Below are 22,499 nucleotides of genomic sequence, written 5' to 3'. Positions count from 1 at the left end.
AAAAATGAAATTAAAAATACTGTTTGCCTTATTATCTTGCTGCTTTTTCAATCAAGCAAAAGCGCAAGATCCAATATTTACTCAATATTTCCTCATTCCCGAAACACTAAATCCAGGTTTTTCTGGTTTTTTGGAAACAACTTATGCTGGGATTATCCACCGATCGCAATGGCCAGATTTGGATTTGAAAATTGACACCGATTATGCTTTTATTAATACGTGGAGCGAAAATAGCAATAGTGGTATTGGTTTTAGCATTTTGAATCATCGAGAAAACAAAACACAGTACAGATTTACCCAATTCAATGTCAATTATGCATACCGAGTTAGGCTCAATGACAATTGGTATTTTAGACCCGCTATAGAAATTGGTTTTGGAACTAAATCGTTTGGCTTTGGTAATCTGGTACTAGAAGATCAAATTAATATAGGTTCCGGCACTATCAATCCTACAAGTGGAGATCCTTTAGTGCTAAATGATAGATTTAAGTTTTTTGATTTTACCGCAGGGATGGTTTTTAATAATGAGAATGCGTGGTTTGGACTTTCTTTAAAACACATCAACAAACCCAATATTTCTTTTGTAGCCGATAAAAACATCCCTTTGAATATGTTTTTTTCTGCCAGTGGAGGGTATGAATTTTTAGTTGTTGATTATATAGATGTGGCTTTATTTCCCTATGAAACAAAGTTTCTGCTGACCGCGAATTACATGAATCAAGGAGAATACAATCGTTTGGATCTTGGATCTTCGGTTATGTTTAAAACGGTATTTTTTGGCTTGTCTGCCGCTACAAATCCGGGGACCAAGGCAGACAATAGTCATTTAGTAACGTCGTTAAATGTTTTTGGTGGATTACAATACGAGCATTTAAAATTTGGTTTATCGCACGATTTTAGTACCTCAAAATTAGGGAAAACAGGAGGAATCTATGAATTGTCATTGACGTATCAGTTTGATCTTGATGTAAAGTGTTTTGGCTGCCCCAATTATGCAAAGAATTATTGATTTACTCTAGCTAAAGCTTGTCAATAAAATCAAATGAGGGGCTATTTTTTATACAGTGATTGCCTGGCAAGCTGAAAACAGGACCTTAATCTGCAGATTGACTATTGATTTGCCGCTATCCAAACGTCAATTGCCCTAATTAAATAAGATTAAAAAACAATTTAGACAGCTTGGCAATGTGTCTTTCTGTCCAAATTGAAGGCTGATTTTAAATAATCTTAGTATTTGAATTGTTTTCGCTGGTACTTCAAACACGATAGTAACGAATTGTCATCGTAGCCCTATTTAAGAAAAGAGACTCTAAATAACAAATACGTCACTCCTTCACGTCACTCCTACGGAATGAGTTCCAAGTTTTTAAGAAACTTTCACACAACAAAAAACCCTTAAACAATTGCTGTTTAAGGGTTTGTTTTTGTAGCGAGACCGAGATTTGAACTCGGGACCTCAGGGTTATGAATTCGATTAAATTACTAAAAAATAATCGAAAATATCCTTGTTTTACTAGTTTATATCAAAAGTGTGTACGGAATCGTGTACTGGTTAATATTAAAATTTGAAGCTAAATTAATCAATTTTATTTAATTTTAACAATAGGATTATCATTTTCATCAAGCAAATCAAAAACAGAAATTAAAGTCAATATTTCGGGGTTAATTTCTGCCAGTCTTTGTACTTCAATTTCAACTTTAGATTGTTTTCTTTGAGTGGGAATTGTATAGTTGTTTTGTTGTGCTTCAAGATAAATATCCGCTAAATCTGTTCCTACAGGAATGTCTCTATTTTCTATAAATTGACTACATCTTATTCTAAATCCTTCTCTTTGTAATGCAACTGTAATTTTATTCCAGTCGTCAAATTCTGATTTGTCGGGATAGACTACAATATTGTATTCTTTGATAGGTAATAATAATTCTCTTTTTAAGTTTGCTTTGCCTCCCGTTGCCATCCACGTGTACTCAGGTAGCAATAAACTCATCATAACAGTAGTTTTTTCAGATTCCGTAATTGCAATTGTTTGATGAGTGTTAGCATTTTTTAAATGCAATCCAAACAAACATTGTTGTAAGTTGTACGGTTCTATTTTTAGGATTTTGTGTACCCAAGTAATGTGAGGGGATGGTATTTTTATTCGTGATCCTGATTTTTGATTATACAGCATGACTTTTCCCGCCATTACTTCATTTTGGGAGTTGATTTGCCAAAACACAGTTGCTCCTTTCCAGTACACCGATGTTCCAATAAAATACTTTTCAATTACGGATTCTATCTCTTCATCCGAAAAATAATTTCTGAGGAATAGAACTAAATTGTTTTGACTGAAATTCTTTTTGCATCGAATTAGTAATTCAGGATTTAATGTAGATGCTTTTATTTTTACTGGAGGGTTTACTATGGTTTTGATCGTACCATTATGTTTGGGTGCCAGATGATATTTGCAATTACTTTCCCGATCACATCTACCGAAATTACCTTCTACAAGGCTGTTTTGTTCATTGTCAAAGTATCTAACAAAGGTTTTTTTTTGGCAGCTAGGACAAATAAATTTTTTACTGGATTTATCAAGTGAGTATTGATACATGGGACTATTTTATATTCGTAAACTTCGTAACATTCGCAGGGCTTACGATTGTTACGAATGTTACGAGTCTTTATTTTTACTAAAACAGGTTTCAATTAAATATTTCATTACTTTTAAATCTAGAGCTGGTTTTTTGCGCTTTGGAGTCGTTAATTCTTCAATAATAAAGGGTTTGCTATCAGCTTCTAACATATCAAATAGCAGTGTTTTCTCCTTTTCGGGGAGAGTCTGTATTATTTGATAGGTTAGTTGTGCGGTCATTAATTAGTATCTGCTTTTTTTATCTTGTTTCTAACTGTTCCTTCTGATATGCCTAATTGTGTTCCAATCTCAACATTACTTAATCCTTGATTTTTTAATTTAATTATCTCACTAATTTGTTCACTGTTATTTCTTGGTTTCAAATGTTCCATTTCATCATCGTAGCTATCAAATACAAATTCTAAAAAATTGGACTGCTTCTCAATTGTACAAATAATTACATTTTCGGTGTCGTATATTAGTTCCGTATTACGCTGTTTTATTTGCTTGATATAGCGCAGTCCATTTTTCTGTATGCTTTCACCGATGGCAAAGCAGCTGTCGCAAAAGTTAATTAGCATTTTACTACCTGATAGGTCATTTTTACTTAAAGGTTTAGAGGAGTCTCGTTTAGGAGTATGTGCAAGTACTAATATTGATAGGCCATATTTTTTCTTTATACTGTTTAGAAATTTCATTAGAGGCAAGGCCTCTTTTGCTTTTTCAGTGTCATTCTTTAAGTATGTAAGATTATCTATAACTATAATTTTAGCTTGAGTTTCAATAATTGCTTTTTCTAAGGAAAAGCATAAAAACTCTTCAAAGTCTTTGAATTTGGCAGGTATCTCCTGTTCAGGATTTATCTCTACTCGTATTAAATTTTCATTAAATAGATAGTGTTCGGTGTAACTTTTAGAATATCGATTTTCGATCTGTTTGTCTGATAATTCAAAATCAAAGTATAGTACCTTTTGTGGTTCAACTTCATTTTTGAATCCTATAATAAAAATCCCTTTACTGATAGAATTGGAGATTTGCAAGGCTAGTATTGATTTTCCTAAATTCGTATCGGCAAATAAGATGCAGATCTCCCGTTGATACCATAATTCACTGAATAGCATATTTGGAATTGGACGATTTTTGGCTTCTTCAATCCAGTCATTCATGGGCTTAATCATAAAGCAACTAGGACTTTCTTCTACATTCGTGCTTTCAAATGCAGCTTTCAAATCGGTTTCTAGGCTTTGTTTGAAATCAATTGTTGCATTCAAGTTATTTGGTTGTTGTTCTGGCATATCTGATTATTGTAAATTGTATACAGAATGTAGTACAGTATGTAAGACAAGCTGTAATACATTCTGTATACAAATAGATTTAAAGTTGAATTCTGTTCTCAAAAGCTTTGTAAGCTATATAATCAATCAGTCCTGTGTAATCGAAGGTGTCTTCTTGGTATAGAACACAAAATCGAAATTGGTTATTTTCTGTTCCGAAAGCTGCGATGAATCTTTGAAGATCAAATAATAGTTTTTCAAATTCTTCTGTAAGATGCTCAGGGAGTTGATTATCTTTTATCACTTCCAACACAATATTTTTTAGGTCTACTAGCGTTTCTTTCTCGCTATGATCTTGTGGTTGTCCTTTTTTTGCTAAAATCCAAGAAAGGAGGTAGATGAATTTATTCGAATTATAAATTTCGTCTTCTTGAAGTTCTACGTCAAAATGATTGGCAATAATGGTGCGAAGGATTTCAGAAAGATTCACTCCTAAATCCATTGATTCCTCGTTTAGCCTGTCACTAAGGTTTTCAGGCACACGGACGTTTAATAGTACTGATTTCATAATTATCCTATTTGGTTTAAATAATTAAGTACATCAATTCTCTTAAATCGAATGGTTCGTTTAATTCTTGTAAAGGGAATTATACCTTCTTTTCTGATTTTCCACAAAGTAACCTCGCTACAACTTAATAGCGCGCAAGTTTCCTTTACAGAAATCCAGTCTTCTAATACAGAGGATTTGTCTGAGGAGATAAGTCTAAAGTTTTCTAATAGTAGTAGAATTCTTCTTTGAAGTGCTTTGAGTTCTTTTACCTCTTCTTGGAGGTTGTCAAATGATTGAAAAAATTGCTGTGTGTTCATTTCTTATGTTTAAAAAATTATTTAATTAATCGTTATTAAAATTAATTTCGATTACAAATATTTCTGAAAAACACAGGTTTATTCAAAAAAATCAGCTTGTAACTTCAAGGATATAAGGAGTTACAAGCTGATACAAGAAGTTTTAGATAAATTTTTAAATTAAAGCAATTTGTCAAATTTATTTAGAAAATTATTTTTTGCATTTAAGTATTTATGATCTTTTTCTCTATCTATTTTTAAATCAAAAACTGAAGAAGGAGTACCGATATCTTTATTGTCAAATAAAATTTTTATGCTTTCGTAAATTTTAGTTTTATCGCCATAGTTTATCAAGAGTATTTGCTGATCAATTAAAAATTCAATCAAGTATCTCAATGAAACACCTCTTAAATCTGAGTAATGAAGTTTTATTATTCGCTCTATTTCTGTTTTATTTTCATGTCTAATAAAATTCAAAAATGGTATAACATCATTTTTTGGAGCCTGATGGTTGATATCTTTTTTACTATCAATTTCATTATTATTCTCAAAATTATATTTATCATTTAGGTCTTTCATTATCTGTTTTCGTGATTCGTACTTAATTATTGAGTCAATGATCTCTTGATTTATGGTATAAAAATTATTCTTTAAATAGGATTTTTTTCCGTACAAATATTCAAAATAGGAGTATAAATTGATTAAACTATGTTGGTATTTCAATTTTTCGTAGACAACTAATTCTAATTTGCTTTCAATGGCGAAATCATGGTTTTTCTTGCCAACATAATTACCTATAAATGTATTATCGTCCTGATGAAGACTTTTATAAATCTCCTTATAGCTTTTTAAAGCTAGCTTTATTTGCTTTTTGTGATCTAAACCAAAAATGTCATCATTAAATTTTTCATAGAATTGATATTTTTCTGATAAGATTTTATCTTCATATTTTTTAGTTAAATCTTCATAGAATTCATCTAGGAAGCTTTGAGTTGGTTCTATTTTTACGCATTTAGTTTTTTTATTTTCTTGGATAAAAATACCTATGTTGTTGTGATCTTGGTCGGTGAAATAAAAACAGTCATCTCCTTTACCGCTTTCTTGCGCCATTGATGATATCACTGACATTACAAGTAACTGTTTTTTCACCATACTCATGCTTGCTATTTCTTCCTGAGTAAATGGATTGGACGTGTGTATTGGATCTAACGAATATACGAATAGGCTGTTATTTATTAAAAAGTTCAGCTTCTCAGTATTATTAAGGACTTTGAAAGTTTCCTTATTTATATATCCAAAATATTTCATGCTTTTTGTTATGTAAGTTAGATCTAATAAAGAATTGGATTTGACATGGAGGTTTTTCCGTTGGAATCTTTTCCAGTTCTATGGCAATAATTTTCTTGATAATTCCAGTTTTCAAAGTTTGCCCAAGTGCGATAAGCCTCCAAACAATAGGGGCGTTTAATATCAAATGGAATTTGTTGTCCTGTTCTAATGCAAAAGCCTAGTTCAGGTTCTTGATTTCTATCGTTGTTATTGGTTTTAACGTTATTAATGGGATATTGCTTTTTTTCTACACTTTTCTCCTCAGGAATAAATTCTGCTCTTGATGGTTTGTCGTCAGATTCTAATAACTCAAGATCAAAATCTTTATAATATTTTTTTTCAAAATCTCTGTTCCGATATAGAGCTTCCGTGACATCACAAAGAATTATTGATTCTACATATTTTTTTGACAGACCAAAGTTCGTTTTCTTGAATATAGGGCGTTTTAAAAAAATAATTGGATTGTCTAGAATTACTCCATTTGTATATCCGATAGAATCCGTGTATAGTTTATCTAATGTGAGTTTAGAATTTTGAAAGGAAATGCCATACTCCACATTATCGGTCATAGATTTCCCAAGAAGGTTTAATGAAGTTAAGAGAGCTTCGCTTTCATTGGCATAATATTTTGCGTGTAAATTGTTGCAATAAATAATGGTTATGTTGCTAAACTCTTTGAACAACTCTAAATCAGCGGGCGTTAAACTTCTTTGAGTTTCACCCTCATTTTTACCAAAAACGATTATGATTTCTAGTTCAGGTTTGTTTTTTAATTTTTTAAAAATGCTTTTGCAATAATCATCAAGTCTAATGAAAGGGGAGAGGATGATGAGTTCTTTTTTTGCTTCCCAAATAATATCTGTTAGCTTTTCGTCTAACGCTGTACCAGTAAAAAATTCTGCCATTTTAATAATAATTTATTCTTTTTTATGTCTTTTAATTAATTCATCGAAACTAAACTATTTCTAATGTTTTTCAATTCATTTAGTTTTCATTATTCCAGTTTGTAATCTTTTATTCAAACCAAACATTCTATTTATTTGTTCACGAGTATACTGAAACATTGATAACAGATGATTCTCCGTAAAACCTATTTCCTTATAAATACACCATTTTGTTAATGCTTCGACGGAAATAGATGCGTAATATAATTCGAGCCCAGAAATAGTACCTTCTGGCGAACCTCTATGAACAATAAAATTTCTAGTTAAAACCACTTTTTTAATAAAATCATCGGTGTTTATATTATCAGGTAAAATAAATGGAAAATCATCATCAAAGCTTTTTAATCTCTCTCTAAAGCTTGGTTCATTAGCATAAGACAGTTTTTCTTTAAAAAAAGCTATTTCCTGAGGTGTTTCTAGTTTGTCAATAATTGCTTTCTTTAATTTTTTAAATTCAGAGGAAGGAAGTTTTGTATTGTTTTTAAATCTTCTGTGATATATTTCTATTGCAAAGCAGCTATTCAAAAAATAGGTTTCTCTGCTTAATCGATCTTGAAAGTATTTTTCTAAAATTAAACTTACACTGTGATTAATTTCTGATTTTGAGTACCAATTTTGTAATATTGAATTTATATCATTTTGAACAATATCAAATTTTGGTGCACGGACATCGTCTATTCCTCTATCTTTAAAATTATAGGAACTCATATAAAATCTCATTTGAACGAGAGAATCATTAAATTCATATTTTATATTATTATCTGACAGTACAAACGAATCATTATCATTGTCGAACACATTAATAAAGGCAAGGAATTTTTTAAATTTTCTATAAATTTCAAGAAATTCCCAAAGAGATAAATTAGAAGTAGTTCCTTTAATTTTTAGAGTTATGTAATCCTTAAGGATTATTGTTTTATTACTATCGTGATTTTGATTAAATCCAAAAGAAGCTGCTAAACTGAATTTTCCAAATTCACCAAAATTGATGTTATCGGGATATTTAATAGACATTTTTTCTTCGCCAATTAAATAACCATTAAAAACGGTTTTATTGATCCATTTTTTTAAACTAGGCATTGTTACTGATAAGCTTGAAAAATTTAAGTCATCCTCGTTATCTATTTGAATTCCGCATAATATATAGTTTACACTTAGTTTTCCTTCATTCCCGCCTACACTATTAGTAAATCCCTTAACGTTACACTCTATTAATGAAACATATCCTAAATCACTAAATGCTCCTTTGATTAAGTTATATTTCTCTATACCAAATAAATACATGGATGCTTCTATCCAAAAAGCATCTCCATCTATAAATAAACGAACGCCTTCAATTTTTTGAAAGTTATTTTCTTGTGGTAGAAATATATGTCCGAAGTAAGAATGCATAATTAATTATTAAAACTATTAAACATGTCTTCAATAAGTATATTTTCAAGTTCTTGTCGATGATTAAATTCATCAAAGTATTTTTGAGTACTGTTTTCTCTCTTCATTGATTCCTCAAGGTTTTTATTATTTATTTCTATTAAATTGCTGATACTTTCTTCATTGTATTCTCGCTCTATAACAAAATTAGAATTGGGTAATAAAATATCAAATAATTCTCTTTCAAAATCATTTAAGGAATCGTATATGTGGAAATCAGCATCACTCGAATCCAAAATAGAATCTTTGTAACTAGAAAAAAGTTCTTTTTCTTCTATTATTACTATTGAACTAATACAATGTGAAACTAATAAATGTCCAGTGTCTGTAGTAGCAAATTTTGAATAATTTTTTCCAAACTTCTTAAATAAAGAAGGCATTTCCAACAACATTTTCCTATCATCTATCTGAAGTAATAAAGGTTTAATAAGAATGAAAAAGTTATCTTTTATATATTCTATTGAGTTAGTCAGATTAGATAAATTTGTCAATACATAATATATATTTCTTCTTATCCACCATGTCTGTTTTAAATTAACCTGTTTTAATAGATGGAGTAAAATGTCATCTATATCAATCGCAGTACAATACTTTACTAAAACTTCCATTTTTAAGCCAGTAATTGTATACTGTTTGTATTCGTCTAATGTATCTAGTTGATCCTTATCTATTTTGTCTTTAATTATTATTTGTAATTCTTTATTGAGAGTTAATTTTCCTTTTTCAGGATTAAAAATTCCAATTTGTTCAATATATTTTGCAGATGAAACAATTGCTTTTAGTTCTTCATTATTACCATTTAAATAGAGAAAAAGATAATCCATTAAAGATGGATTAATAAACTTGAAACTTTGAATTTTCTTATCTACATCTGTAATTGTAGCTAAAATAAATCCATTCATTAAATTTCTAATTGATGATTTAAATATATTGGAAGTTATAATTTGATTATTACTATTTTTTTCAAATTCAACTCTAAGGTTAAAACTATTATTAAAAGCACTTTCTTCTATACTCCCTTGGAATGTAAACATTGTAATAAGTAAACATTTATCAAAATAATTTGTTTGATTTGAAAAAGAATGTCTCCATATCTCTTCTGGCTTTTCCAAACTATCTAATACAAATTTTAAATACTCTTCTTTAGAAAAAAGGTTTACCTTATTTTTATCTGTGATAAATTCGATTAATCTAGGATTATAATTTTTATGTAAAATGATTTTTTTATAAAATTCATTTTGAATAATTCCCTTTGATAACTCCGCTTTCAAATCTCTGAAGTATAAATGATTGTATAATATTTTTGCCTTGTTTAGTTTGGTGTAATCATTTAGGCATAATTCATACTTTCCCGATTCTATTCGAGAATTTTTAATTTTTTCAGATTTGTTTTTTGCTTGTTCAAGAATTATTGTTCTTGTAGATAGTATTAAATACTTATTAGGAGTGTGTTTTATTCTGTCTACAAACTGTGCTATTTCACTTTCTTTCTGACTACCTGCTATAATTTCGTAATAAACCTCACCCAAAAAATCATCAAAATAAAATACTTGTTTTGTATCTTCATCTGGAGAAATAACATCTTCGGCCTCTTTGATTGTTCTAATAAAATATATTTGATAATCATTCCGTCCTTTTTCAAATAATAAAATCTCAGCCAAAGTAGTTTTACCAACCCCTGGAAGTCCAGTTATAAGAAGAATTTTTTCTCTTTCTAGAATTATATTTCCTTGATCAAAATTTTTCGTTAAAACATATAAAGGAACTTTTGACTTCACCGATGAAAGATAGGATTTTGTCCTGCCTTCAATAGCATTATTTAAAATATTAGAAATTATTTCAGTACTCGAAAACCATAATTTAAAATGATTTTTTACAATTTGCTTATTACCTCTCAAATATCTATTCAAATCTTCTCTTCCTACAACATCATTTGAAGTTTGAATGTATGGCTTAAACAGATGCTTTATTTCATCTTTTTGAGTATTAGAAAGTTCCATTGACGTAACAAAAATATATCTCTCAGGTTTTAAGTTTTTTGCGTTTTGAACTTCAGTACTTTTAATACTGCTTTTTAATTGAGAATATCCCGATTTGAAATAATGTTTTGCTTGGACAACGATTGAGTTGTTGTTTTTTATAGATGAGTATCTCAAATCAACTCCTTTGTCTTTACCTATTTTGAAACTCTGTAAATCAAGTTTAAAATGGGCATTTAAAAGATCTACAATTAGTTCTTCAAAATCCTTATCATTTAAAGTTGAAAAATCGTAATTCATATTTATTGCAATGTTTTTATTCTATTATATAAATTCTTTAAATGAAGATCGGATAAATCTAATATAGGTTCAAACATAAATGAGTTTAAATGAATATTTTCTGGAGTAATTAAATTTACCTCGTCTAAAATGTTTATTTCATTATCAAGAATTCCTTTAAACTCCTTTTTAAATCTAGCAAAAAGTTTGCCAGTAGATCCATTAATTACTTCTTGATTAGAGACTCTGCTCCACATATATTTTTCGGCATATAACCGGATTGCAATTGATAATATAAGTTTATTTTCTAAATTTATTCCCTCGGCTGCGACAAGACAATTTTCAGCTTCATTGAAAATAACATCAACAACTTTGTCAGTAAGATCTAAATCTGTATTAAAATTAATTCCCGGAAATATATTTTCAAAAATATATTTTAAATTGGAAACGTAAATTGTTTGACTTTCAATTCTCCAATGTAAAATATAAGTTAACGTTAAATAATCATTATCATCTTCACCTTTTGTATATTCAATGATATTTCTAACAAATGTTATTGAGGCAATTAATTTTTTAGGGTTATTTAAGTTCTCTTTCCAATCATTAATAAATGGATTTTTAATGCCTTTAGCTTGGTCAAGTTTTATACCATCAACTGATTTATATGTTAAAAATAAATTTTTATAGGAAGCAATATTTCTATTCTCAACTGATCTAAAAAAATCAAAATTATGAGTTAAAATTATTTGATAGAAAAGGGGCTCTTCCGATATGTCTTTTAAATATTGAATAATCGCATATTTGTTTTTATAATCGAATGAATCTGCAATATCATCAATAATAAATAGAGTTTTTTTATTTTCTTTTTTTCTTGCTTCTATATTAAACATTAAGTTTAAAATATACAAAGCTCTTTTTTCTCCTTGGCTTAAAACATTAACACCTTCAATATCTTCTTTCTTAATTTCTCTTTTTTTATCAGTATTTAAGTCTTCGAATAAAAAAACTATAGTTGGGGCAGATTTACCTAAAACAACACTGGATTTATTAGTTATTGTTGCTTTAAAAGGCACAAAAAATCTTTCTTCAAATTTACCAATTACATCTTCCCAAGAAGTTCTTTGACTATTTGCAAGTTCTTCAATCTCACCCAATCTTTGCTTCCCATCAGAAAATTTAAGTATGAGCTCTTCAATAAATGCTTTTTCTTTTGTAAAATATGATCCCCATAGTTTTTTCTTAAAAAGCACTAAATCATTTAATTCGGGAATTATTAATTCAAACTCCTCTAAAATTTCTCTGAATCTAATTACAGATGCTTTTTTAATCTCGTTTTCAATCTTTATTAATTCGTGGTTTCCTAAAATATCCTTGCGCTCTTCTGAAAGTTTGTTTTTAAAGGCTTCATCATCTACAATTTCATCATCATCACCATGAAGTCTTATTTTATGATTTGCTTTAAAGAAATTTTCCTTTGATAAAATTTTTGCAATACTATCGGCTTTTGATGGATTAAAAATACCTTTTTTAAAATATTTGGAAGTTTCTAATAGTTGATTGTATTTCTCTGTGTAGATATTGATATTGTTAATAACATCAGGCTTTTTTAAGAAAGCTAAGACGTCTGTTTCAAAAACTTCATTCAACTTTATATCTGAAAATTCATCTTCAATATTTTCAAAATCAATTTCTGATAAAAATTTAAAAAAATCAATATCATTGAAATCTGACAAAATAGTTTGTTCTATATCAGTTTGTTTTATTCCTGATAGCTTATTTAATTTAGCAATTAATGAAGTTTTTTGTTTTGAAATATCTGTGAAAATTTCGTCATATTCAATTTTACTGTTTTCATCTACCAATAGCGTAGAAACGCTCTTATCCGTATTTATAGTGGCAAATGAATTGATTACCACAATTTCATTCATATCAATTAAATTACCATCTGTCATAATTTCTGCAAATGGTATTTTATTATACAAATTTTCAGAAGGCTCTTTATTTAAACTCTTTGCTTCAAATGTTTTAGCAAATGATGTTTTCATCATTCCATTGGGAGCGTATATTGCAACTGCTCTACATTTTGAAAAATCAAATTCTTGTTCTAATTTTTCAATCCCAAAACAATTTTCTAGTTTAATACTTAATTTATCCATTTATTAAAACGCATTAAATTTATCCCCTAAATAATGTTTCAGGTTGTATTTTGTGGTCGTATCCAAAGCTCTTTCTAGGCAAATTAATTTCTGCTCTGTATTGGTTTTGAAATAGTCTACTGTGTCTGGCCCGATACTTACATCTAAACAAATTAGTGTTTCTTTTTCTTCATCCGAAGCTAAGAAAATTTCGTTCTTTATGAATTGGGATTGTACTTCCATTTTATAATTTAATGAGAAGTTGTTTTTCAACAAGATCTCTGTCAACAACTCTTCTTTGTTGAAGGCGTTAACCAACTGACTTTCTTTGTCGGCGATGTATTTTTTAAGTCGTTCTAAATTTTCTGCATCAGATAATTCCGGATCAGGAGCAAACTCTACTCTTGGGAAATTTGATTTCTGAAGTTTGAATACTTTGAAGCCCAGATTGGTTGCTGGTTGATAGTTGTTGGTTGTTGGTTCTGAAACGGTATCTAGCTGTAACTCTCCTTCTTTTTTCTTCGCTTTTTCGGCAAGTTCCTTTTCAATTTTGGCTATTACTCTTTTATTGCGTTCTATGGTGATGTCACTTATTTTTTTGTAGCCTTCATTCTTTCCGTCTATTGCTTCTGGAATTTGAACTAAAATAAATTTACGATTTCCCCCATCTTCTTTATTGAATTCCAATACAGCTTGACCTGTTGTGCCTGAACCACCGAAGAAGTCGAGGACTATATCATTTTTATTTGTTGAGATTTGCAGCATTCTTTTAATTAGTGATGAAGGCTTTGGAGTATCAAAAGGTGATTTTGAACCAAATAGAGCTTTCAACTCTTTACTTGCGGCATCATTATGTCCAACCTCTTCAAAAGGCCACCAAGTAATTGGTACTTTCCCGTCTTGCACCTCATTTAAATACCTCTTTAATTGAGGAGCACCTATTCCGTCTTTTCCCCAATATATTCTGTTTTCAGAAATCCATCTCGTCATAGTCTCCTTACTAGCACGCCAACTACTTCCTTCCGCAGGGAAATGTTCAACATTAGTATTAGGGTTCGTCATTGGATAAACAGCATTTGCAGAGTAGCTTTTAACTAATAAATTATCTGACCTCCAAAGACCTTTTCCATCGTTATCATCGTTTTTATAAGGTTTATTTTGTTCATTTGTTCGAGGCAAAAGTATTCGTTCAAACTCAGGTGATTTTTGATAAACAATTATATGATCATGAGTAGCTGAAAACCCTTTTGCATCATTTGTAGCGGCATATTTCTTCTGCCACACAACATTCGCTACAAAATTCTCCTCTCCAAAAACTTCATCACATAATTTTCGCAAATGATGTACTTCATTATCGTCGATTGAAATAAAAATCACGCCATCTTCTCGCAGTAATTGTCTAGCAATCAATAAACGAGAGTACATCATATTCAGCCAATTGGAATGGTAACGTCCGTCAGCTTCAGAGTTTGTGTCTATTTTAACACCATCCTCAATAAATTCCGCATCTTCCCAATAACCTTTTTTGTCTTGGGTAAAATTGTCACTGTACACAAAGTCTTTCCCTGTATTGTATGGAGGATCAATGTAAATACACTTTATTTTTTCACGGTAAGAACCACTTAATAGTTTTAGTACTTCGAGGTTTTCGCCTTCAATAATCAGGTTTTCACTTGTGTCAGGATTGACACTTCTCTCTTCATCATACACCAGTGTCGCATTACTAGGTGTAAAAGCATTACGCTTTGCCTGGCTTTTACCAAACCAACGAAATTCGTAACGCTCGGTTTCATTAACGCTATCAGGATTAACTGCTTTTTTTACTTCGTCTATATTTAAGTTTCCTTCACTAGTAAACCAATCAGGGAATTGTTGCTTTAAGATTTGTAACCGCTCTTTATTCCAGTCGTTGCTTAATGGCATATAATCGTTAATGGCTTCCATTTACTTGAGTTTATTTAGTGAATTGCTATTTAGTAATGATTGCATCTGACTAATTGCCAGAGCGTTTAATTTTTGTACTCTTTCGGGCTGGCTTAACCCTTGTTGAATCAGCATGGCATTGATGCTTTCTAAATTAGATAAAACCACCAATTGTTCAATAGGTGCTTGGTCTCTGATATTTCCCTTTAGAGAGGGGTTTTCATCCCGCCATTGCTTGGCTGTTTTACCAAATAAAGCGATATTCAATACATCAGCCTCATCTGCATATACAAAGTTTTTTTGAGCCGGTGCGATAGCTAAGGGGATCAAATTTTCTTTAATAGCATCGGTATGAATTTTATAATTGATTTTAGAAATGGTTCTTTGTAAATTCCACTCTAGTTTTTTTGTGTTACTTTCTTCTTCTTTTAAACGTTGAAACTCTTTGATAATATAGAGTTTAAACTCAATAGAAACCCAAGAAGCAAATTCAAAAGCGATGTCTTTATGGGCGTAAGTTCCGCCGTAACGCCCCGCTTTAGAAATTATTCCAATAGCGTTCGTGTTTTCAATCCACTTTTTGGCGGTCATTGTAAAACTATTTAAGCCTGCCTCTTTTCTAAACCCGTCGAATTCGACGGGTTTAAAATCGGGGTTATTTAATATTTCCCAAAAACCTAAAAGTTCAATGGTATTGCGGTTGCGCAACCAGTTTTTTATAATATCATCGGTATGATCAGGGTCTTTATATCTGGCTATATCTGTAATGCAAATATAATCTTGCTCTAAATTTGAAAAAATACTTATTTCACTACCTTTTACTGCTATTTTACTTGATTTAGCCATTATAATCTGTTTGCGTTTATAGTAATGACCATTTTCCTAATGTCAAGAATATGGTTTTTGTTTTATATTTTTTGTTTTGAGATGTTATCAGATTCCCAAGATCAGGAAAGCGATTAATTTCTACATATTTGCACTAATGCTACTGTCAGCTTGTGTTTTAAAATATTTATATTCTTTAACCGGCGCTTTGTAATGCACGTCCAAACCTAATTTTGAGAAGTGTTTCATCGCACAACGTATTTTATATATTTCACTTTCTTTCAGTGCTTTTTTGTCATGGATGTCGTTAGTTCCTTTAGTTTCAATTACAAAATAGAATTCGCTTTCATTCGCTGTTTTTAAACTTTTACGTTTCATTACCAATCCAAAATCAGGCTCGTAAGGGCCTATTGGTGTTTGAATTTTATACCAAGTTGGCAGTTTAAGAAAACAAACCACTTCGACATCAGTATCAGCTTCGAGTGAAAACTTCCTCTCTACATCACTATCAACAAGCATCTTGTCAAAAACTCCTTTGTGTGGTGTTTCTACATAAGCCTCGTTAGAAATGTTTTTTATGAAATCATTAAAATCAAAAGGGTAACTTTCTCCAGTAATTTGATAATCTAAACCACGTATCATTTCATCTAATTCCACATCACGAATAATAATTGATGTTTCATGAATGAATCGAGGAGGGTTTTTAACCAATTGATCTAAATTGTTCAAACGGCTAATTATCTTAAATAAGGTATTGTAACTGACTCCTGTGTTTTCACTTATTTCCTCAATTAAATCCAAAGGGGTAAAAGTTGATTTTTGCACTACGTTTTCCGAACCTTGAAAAGTGTCGTTCTTCCCTTCCTCGGCAATTGAATTAATTAAAAAACTGGAAGCCTCAATTACAAAATCAGGGATTTCAATTTTATTAATTCTCTTTACGGAATCGTTAATCAAATTCTCTTCATTAAAAGACATAGTATATTCTGTCTTTCTTGCTAGAGCCGTCCAGTATTTCTTAAAGGCTTTGTCTATTTCGCTTGAAGGATTACGTTTAAAGTTCACTTCATCGGCTGAAATACCTTTATGTGAATGCGACATTCCTGCACCTGCATTTGCTGTACCATAAACGGATTTAATTTCTTCCTGATATTGAGTTACAAAAGTTTCGTAAGTTTCATTAGGGATTACTGTTAGCTGATTGACACGATCATTTTCGTTTACATTTAAAGCATCATATACTCTCTGGCCGTCTTGATTTACACAAATACGTAAACCACGCCCAATTTCTTGACGCTTTTTTATTTCGGAATAAGAATTGTTTAAAGTCGCAATATTAAATACATTAGGGTTATCCCAACCCACACCTAAAGCAGAATGAGAAAAAACGAATTGTACGGGATTGGATATTGTTAAAAGTTCTTCTTTACCTTTTAATATCAAATCATAAATTTTGCTTTGTTCTTTTATACCCCCTTCATTGTCTGCATACTCTCCACTAGCTTTTTGTGCAAAATAATATCCTTGAGTTGCTTGAATTTCTTCAGCGGTAGGAATCTTTCCTCCATGATATTCTGGATATATTTCCTTGTATTTTTGAACAAACAGATTTTTTATAAGTGGTGTTTCCCCCATATAATTAGCCACTCTGTCAATAAAAATAAGGGATAAACATTTTATATTTTTCTCCAGCAGCTTTTGTGATTTAGTAAAATGCCGGTGCATTAACCATTCTATTTGTAATGCCCAAATATTTTCTAAACTGCCTGCTATTTGTTTTTCAAGAATTTCTGCTCCATTAGAGAAGCTTACTGTCCATTTTTGTGTTTTAAGGCTCTTATTTATTTGTGAGATTTTATAATTTAGATAACTCGGGTTGTTTGTTTTGTCCCCTACATTATCCCCGACTTTTAACCAAGCAGTGTTTTTAAAATCAATCTTACCCGATGAATTGTTGAGATGCCAAGCTTTTAGTTTAACCTTAGGATCGCCTTTTCCTATTTGAATATCGGTCAATTCAATTTTAAGGGAAGCTTCATCATTTTTTTCGGTTACCGTAAGCACCTCTATTTTCTTTACCAAGCCCTCTTTGTAACTATCGTAAGGCGTTAACCTGTACAAAAGATTTTTAATTATTTTGTGAGTTGCAGAATAACGAAGTTTGAACAAAGGATTAAGCTTTGCGATTTGTTTTATTGAATTATCAGTATCCATTCCTTCTTGTGGCTCGTCCATGATAATAATTGGATTTGTTTTTCCAATTGCCTCAATGAAAGGGATATTGTTGAATAAATCTTCTCGTTGTGCTTGATTGAGAATTTTGTCCTCTGAATTAAAAGAAGCCAAAGTCATAATCATCACTTGTGGATGCTGCTCTTCGATAAACTGTGTAACTTTTGGAAGTTTTTTACTATCGTATTCAAAGGCATTTGGTTTGAATCCGTAAATGTCTTCCAGCTGCTTATCAAATGATTTGAATGTACCAATAATATTTTGCCTAATTGCTACCGACGGAACTAGAATTATGAATTTTGTAAAACCGTAATGTTTAAAAAGTTCATAAATGGTTTTAATATATACCAGTGTTTTTCCTGTTCCTGTTTCCATTTCAACACAAATATCCTTATCTGTCGAAAGTTTAGCTACTTCTTGAGATATTCCATTTTCGAACAATATTTTTTTAATGTTATCTTGAATTTCATCTAAAGTAAGCTGTGACATATTGGAACGGATACCTTCAAAACACGCATTATCAAATGTGTTTTTTACTGTTCCTTCTAAAACTTTCACAATAGTTTGTATTGCAGTTTCTTGGTATTTTAGACTTTCTAATTTGAATTCCATTTTGAAAATAAGCTGAGTTAATTTTGTGTATTCGAAATATACCTTTAAAAATAATATTGAAACAAAAAATATTAGTAAAAGTAAGTAATAAAAGGTAAAAAAAATAACACAAATAAGTACAAGTGAATTTTTTCTTTTACAGTGCCTTACTTCAACAAATGAGAATAATCCTCAGGTAAAGCAGCATCAATATCACGGAGATACTTTTCAAGAGCTTCCATTGTTTGGTGTCCTGTAATTTGCATCAAGGTACTTTTGGTTTCAAAAGGGGTTAAGGTTTTGTTTAACTCTCTGTACAAGTTTGTTATTGAGGTGTGTCTGAAACTATAAAGCCCATAATCCTTTCCTAATTTAAACTGATCTTTTACTGTTTTGAATCGTTTAGAGAAATGATCTCTTCTATTATTTTCTTCCGCTTCCCATTCCCCTCCAATTTGAGTTGGACAAAATAAGTAGTCAGTAGGGTTCATTTTCGATAAATCGGGTAATAGGTCTAATAGTTTTTGAGGTATTATTTTAATTTTGACTGCTTTGTTTTTGGCTCTAACGAATAGTTTTTTGCCTTCTAAGTCCAAATCACCTACTTTGAGCCTGCAAACTTCAACGGGTCTTAAAAAGTTATACGATATGAATTGGATAAATAAGAGTAGAATTTCGTCGTTTTCTCGTAGATATTTTAATAAATCAATCTCTTGATTGATAGAGTAGGTTTTGTTTCTTTCTGGGGTGGATTTCAATGTATTTATACTTGTAACAATATTATCTTTTATGATTTCATTATCAACTAAAACTTGAACCAATGAACTTAAATCGATACGGGTATTATTTCTATTTCGAGCACTAGTGTTCTCTAAAACTAAGTTCAAGTAATTGATAATCGTTTTTTTGTCTAATGTTGAAATTCCGTATGTAGATCCATTGTTTAAATCCATCCAATTTAAAAACCGATTGATTCTTCCTTGTAATCCACTGTACGAAGTTTTGTTTATTACTTTGGCTTTGATTTTTAATCCAAAGTCAAAGGCTTCTCGAATAGTCATTTCATTTAGGATGGGAACGGTAGTAATGTCAGTTTTAGTTTGAATTACCTGTGGAGCTATGTCAATAGCAGAGACAATAACTTTTGGTTCATCCGTCTCCTCAATGTTTAAAACTTCATTGATAAGAGCAGTGTTTTCTTTATTTGGGTCAAACCCTTTTTTTAATAAGTGTAGAAGATTTATTTTTAGAATTTCTAAACATTTTAATCGTTCTTCTTTTGTCTTTAATAAATTGACACCTGCTTTTATATTGTTTCGTCGAACTAATTTTTTGGTATCAGGATTCCTAAAAGAATAATAGAGATACCATTCTTTAGAAAGTGCCTCTTTTTGTTCGGTTTTGGAGAGTCTATTCCATTGTGAAATATCAATTCCTCCAGTGTAAAATTTTGGTGTGTTATAGTTAAGTTTCATAGGTAAATCGTGTACGGAAACGTGTACGGCACGTAAAAGTAGTGAAATTGATTCCATAAAAAAAGCGGCTTCGTGTACACGAAGCCGCTTGCTTATTGATTTTAATCTAGTAGCGAGACCGAGATTTGAACTCGGGACCTCAGGGTTATGAATCCTGCGCTCTAACCGACTGAGCTATCTCGCCAAATGTTCCAAGGAATACTGCCCTTGAACGCGGGTGCAAATATAAAAATAATATTAGAGCTTGCAAGTATATTTTTAATAAAAAAAAATATTTTTCAAAACACTTTTTTTTTGTAGTTATATTCTATATATTTCGGAAAAATAAAACGCAACTCATGGATCAAAAAGTACGTTACGAAATCGAGTTCCCCATAAATTCCTCGCCTCAATTATTGTATCAATATATATCGACTCCATCAGGTCTGTCTGAATGGTTTGCCGATAATGTAAATTCTCGTGGCGAATTCTTTACTTTTATTTGGAATGACTCCGAGGAAAAAGCAAGATTAGCCTCTAAGAAAACAGGTGAAAAGGTGAAATTCAAATGGGTTGATGAAAACAGTAAAGATACCGAGTACTTTTTTGAATTGCATATCTTAGTCGATGAACTTACCAAAGACGTTTCCTTAATGGTTGTTGATTTTGCTGACAAAGATGAGGTAGATGAAGCTACACTATTGTGGGAAAATCAAATTTCGGATCTGAAACATCTCATTGGTTCTGTGTAGTAAAATCATATTTTATGACTTATATTTGCCCTGAATAAAATTTAGGGCTTTTTTTATGATTAATTTTAATGGAACCATCGTGTCTCAGGACGACAATATATTGATCCAAAACCGTGCTTTTTTATACGGTGATGGTGTATTTGAAACAGTTAAAATAATAGACAATAAAATTCTTTTTTTGGAAGATCATTACTTTAGATTGATGTCTTCTATGCGGGTGGTTCGAATGGAAATTCCCATGAATTTTACTATGGAATATTTGGAAGAGCAAATTCTTTCGGTGGTAGCCGCAAATGGTTTCTCGACTTCAGCCCGTGCTCGTATTACGGTTTATAGAAATGATGGTGGCTACTATTTACCACAAAATAATACAATATCGTTCCTAATTTACAGTCAGCCACTTGAAAATAGTTTATATGAAGTTGAAAAAAAGAAGTATGAAGTAGATTTGTACAAGGACTTCTATGTCACAAAACAATTACTTTCGTCAATTAAAACGACCAATAAAATTATAAATATAACAGGAAGCATTTTTGCAAATGAAAATGGTTTAGACAATTGCTTATTGCTAAATGATAGTAAAAACGTAGTTGAGGCCTTGCAAGGAAATATCTTTATGTTACTAGGCGATAAATTGATTACGCCGCCCGTTTCTGAAGGATGCTTAAATGGTGTAATGAGAAGACAAATTCTAAATTTGGCTAAAAAAATGGAAAATTTAGAGGTGCAGGAGGCAGTCATCTCTCCGTTTGACCTTCAAAAAGCAGATGAATTATTTGTTACCAATGTTATAAAAGGAATTCAACCGATAACCCAATACCGTAAAAAGAGTTTTGAAACGAATACAGCGATGCAACTGTTAGAAAAACTTAATGAAATGATTAGGAATACCTAATTTAGGTATGGATTTTCTGGTGCATTTGACCAAATGACATATTCTCCGCCTAATTCCATGATTTGCTCTTTCCAGAAGTGCGTAGCTGATTTTCCTATAATTTTGTTCTCGTAACTATTTGCGGTGATGATCCATGAATTACTTTCCATTTCGCTTTCTAATTGATTTTCATGCCAGCCGGTATACCCTAAAAAGAATCGGATGTTATCATTGCTTATTTCTCCTTTGTTGATCAGTTCTTTTGTAGATTCGAAATCTCCTCCCCAATAAATTCCATTCGATATCTCAATACTGTTGGGAATCAGTTCTGGGATGTTATGGATAAAATAAAGATTGTCTTGTTCCACGGGACCACCATTGTAAATCTTAAAGCGTGCCTCAATATCTGGTATCAAATCGTGTATCGTGTACTTTAAAGGTTTATTAATAATAAAACCAACGGACCCCTCTTCGTTATAGTCAGCTAATAAAATTACCGATCTATTGAACGACAAATCCCCTATTATCGTAGGCTCTGCTATAAGCAAATATCCTTTTTTTAATTTATCTGTGATCATCGGAGTAGATTTTTTATTAAATTTAAGTTTTTTATTATTATTATGCCAAATAAAATCGTTGAAACGTATAAAAAAACCTTCCAGATGGAAGGTTTTGCTTATATAGGGGGAACTAAAACTAGTTTACCGCACCTTCTAATTCTGCACCTGCTTTAAATTTCACTACATTTTTAGCAGCGATTTGGATAGTTTTTCCTGTTTGAGGATTTCTACCGTCTCTTGCAGCTCTAGCAGAAACAGACCATGATCCGAAACCTACTAAAGATACTCTTCCACCGTTTTTCAAAGTACCTCCTACGTTTCCTAAAAATGACTCTAAAGCTAATTTTGCTGCAGCTTTTGTTATTCCTGCATCAGCAGCGATAGCATCGATTAATTCTGATTTGTTCATAATAATAGTTATTAATTGTTGGTTATAAAAAATTGTTAATACACAAATTT

The 22,499-nt window shown here is 30.9% G+C and carries 19 protein-coding genes and 1 tRNA gene; 3 read left to right on the top strand and 17 right to left on the bottom strand.

Features of this window, described 5'->3' with window-relative positions:
• The first annotated feature begins 4 nt into the window (after positions 1 to 4).
• Entirely contained in the window at positions 5 to 1,009 is a 1,005-nt protein-coding gene (locus BUA03_RS06190) for a PorP/SprF family type IX secretion system membrane protein (protein ID WP_066077684.1), read from the top strand.
• 577 nt (positions 1,010 to 1,586) lie between these two features.
• Here BUA03_RS06190 and BUA03_RS06185 read toward each other — a convergent pair.
• The 15 genes from BUA03_RS06185 to BUA03_RS06115 form a co-directional block, all read right to left on the bottom strand.
• A complete protein-coding gene (locus BUA03_RS06185; protein ID WP_066077686.1) occupies positions 1,587 to 2,591 on the bottom strand; it encodes a DUF6371 domain-containing protein in 1,005 nt (334 codons plus the stop codon).
• 60 nt (positions 2,592 to 2,651) lie between these two features.
• Positions 2,652 to 2,852, bottom strand: a complete 201-nt coding sequence (locus BUA03_RS06180; RefSeq protein WP_066077687.1) for a hypothetical protein — start codon at positions 2,850 to 2,852, stop codon at positions 2,652 to 2,654.
• Positions 2,852 to 3,907, bottom strand: coding sequence for an AAA family ATPase (locus BUA03_RS06175; RefSeq protein ID WP_066077689.1), 1,056 nt, complete (start codon positions 3,905 to 3,907; stop codon positions 2,852 to 2,854). Before BUA03_RS06175 ends, BUA03_RS06180 begins: the two co-directional genes overlap by 1 nt.
• A 79-nt stretch (positions 3,908 to 3,986) precedes the next feature.
• Positions 3,987 to 4,454 carry a hypothetical protein gene (locus BUA03_RS06170; RefSeq protein WP_066077690.1) on the bottom strand — a complete coding sequence of 156 codons (468 nt, stop codon included), beginning with the start codon at positions 4,452 to 4,454 and terminating at the stop codon, positions 3,987 to 3,989.
• Between the two features lie 2 nt (positions 4,455 to 4,456).
• The gene (locus BUA03_RS06165) at positions 4,457 to 4,753 is read right to left on the bottom strand and encodes a helix-turn-helix domain-containing protein (RefSeq protein WP_066077693.1); all 297 of its coding nucleotides are present in this window, start codon (positions 4,751 to 4,753) and stop codon (positions 4,457 to 4,459) included.
• A 159-nt stretch (positions 4,754 to 4,912) separates the two neighbouring features.
• On the bottom strand, positions 4,913 to 6,040 hold the full coding sequence (locus BUA03_RS06160; RefSeq protein WP_139255610.1) for a hypothetical protein: 1,128 nt from the start codon (positions 6,038 to 6,040) through the stop codon (positions 4,913 to 4,915).
• Positions 6,041 to 6,063: 23 nt separating this feature from the next.
• A complete protein-coding gene (locus BUA03_RS06155) occupies positions 6,064 to 6,966 on the bottom strand; it encodes a phospholipase D family protein (protein WP_066077697.1) in 903 nt (300 codons plus the stop codon).
• 75 nt (positions 6,967 to 7,041) lie between these two features.
• Positions 7,042 to 8,397: a HEPN domain-containing protein gene (locus BUA03_RS06150; protein WP_066077699.1), complete on the bottom strand. Its 1,356-nt coding sequence runs from the start codon at positions 8,395 to 8,397 to the stop codon at positions 7,042 to 7,044.
• 2 nt (positions 8,398 to 8,399) lie between these two features.
• A complete protein-coding gene (locus BUA03_RS06145; protein WP_066077700.1) occupies positions 8,400 to 10,715 on the bottom strand; it encodes an nSTAND3 domain-containing NTPase in 2,316 nt (771 codons plus the stop codon).
• Between the two features lie 2 nt (positions 10,716 to 10,717).
• The gene (locus BUA03_RS06140; RefSeq protein WP_066077702.1) at positions 10,718 to 12,850 is read right to left on the bottom strand and encodes a hypothetical protein; all 2,133 of its coding nucleotides are present in this window, start codon (positions 12,848 to 12,850) and stop codon (positions 10,718 to 10,720) included.
• A 3-nt stretch (positions 12,851 to 12,853) separates the two neighbouring features.
• Positions 12,854 to 14,773: a site-specific DNA-methyltransferase gene (locus tag BUA03_RS06135; protein ID WP_066077704.1), complete on the bottom strand. Its 1,920-nt coding sequence runs from the start codon at positions 14,771 to 14,773 to the stop codon at positions 12,854 to 12,856.
• Positions 14,774 to 15,598 carry a KilA-N domain-containing protein gene (locus BUA03_RS06130; RefSeq protein WP_066077706.1) on the bottom strand — a complete coding sequence of 275 codons (825 nt, stop codon included), beginning with the start codon at positions 15,596 to 15,598 and terminating at the stop codon, positions 14,774 to 14,776.
• A 120-nt stretch (positions 15,599 to 15,718) separates the two neighbouring features.
• Complete coding sequence (locus BUA03_RS06125) at positions 15,719 to 18,421, bottom strand: restriction endonuclease (protein WP_066077708.1); 2,703 nt, start codon at positions 18,419 to 18,421, stop codon at positions 15,719 to 15,721.
• 146 nt (positions 18,422 to 18,567) lie between these two features.
• Positions 18,568 to 19,932 carry a tyrosine-type recombinase/integrase gene (locus tag BUA03_RS06120; RefSeq protein WP_066077710.1) on the bottom strand — a complete coding sequence of 455 codons (1,365 nt, stop codon included), beginning with the start codon at positions 19,930 to 19,932 and terminating at the stop codon, positions 18,568 to 18,570.
• Between the two features lie 53 nt (positions 19,933 to 19,985).
• A tRNA-Met gene (locus tag BUA03_RS06115) sits at positions 19,986 to 20,059 on the bottom strand.
• A 154-nt stretch (positions 20,060 to 20,213) separates the two neighbouring features.
• Between BUA03_RS06115 and BUA03_RS06110 the strand changes: the two genes are divergently transcribed.
• Together BUA03_RS06110 and BUA03_RS06105 are read left to right on the top strand one after the other, a co-directional pair.
• Positions 20,214 to 20,606, top strand: a complete 393-nt coding sequence (locus BUA03_RS06110) for an START-like domain-containing protein (protein ID WP_066077711.1) — start codon at positions 20,214 to 20,216, stop codon at positions 20,604 to 20,606.
• Between the two features lie 55 nt (positions 20,607 to 20,661).
• Positions 20,662 to 21,501 (top strand): aminotransferase class IV, encoded by an 840-nt coding sequence (locus BUA03_RS06105; RefSeq protein ID WP_066077713.1) that lies wholly within the window; start codon positions 20,662 to 20,664, stop codon positions 21,499 to 21,501.
• Here the strand turns inward: BUA03_RS06105 and BUA03_RS06100 are convergent.
• Together BUA03_RS06100 and BUA03_RS06095 are read right to left on the bottom strand one after the other, a co-directional pair.
• Complete coding sequence (locus BUA03_RS06100) at positions 21,498 to 22,058, bottom strand: YqgE/AlgH family protein (protein WP_066077714.1); 561 nt, start codon at positions 22,056 to 22,058, stop codon at positions 21,498 to 21,500. The two genes, BUA03_RS06105 and BUA03_RS06100, sit on opposite strands and share 4 nt — an antisense overlap.
• Before the next feature lie 118 nt (positions 22,059 to 22,176).
• Entirely contained in the window at positions 22,177 to 22,449 is a 273-nt protein-coding gene (locus BUA03_RS06095) for an HU family DNA-binding protein (RefSeq protein ID WP_066077716.1), read from the bottom strand.
• Positions 22,450 to 22,499: the final 50 nt, after the last annotated feature.

It is taken from the genome of Flavobacterium fryxellicola, assembly GCF_900143245.1.
Taxonomy (GTDB): domain Bacteria; phylum Bacteroidota; class Bacteroidia; order Flavobacteriales; family Flavobacteriaceae; genus Flavobacterium; species Flavobacterium fryxellicola.
This window is presented reverse-complemented; position numbering and strand designations above follow the sequence as displayed.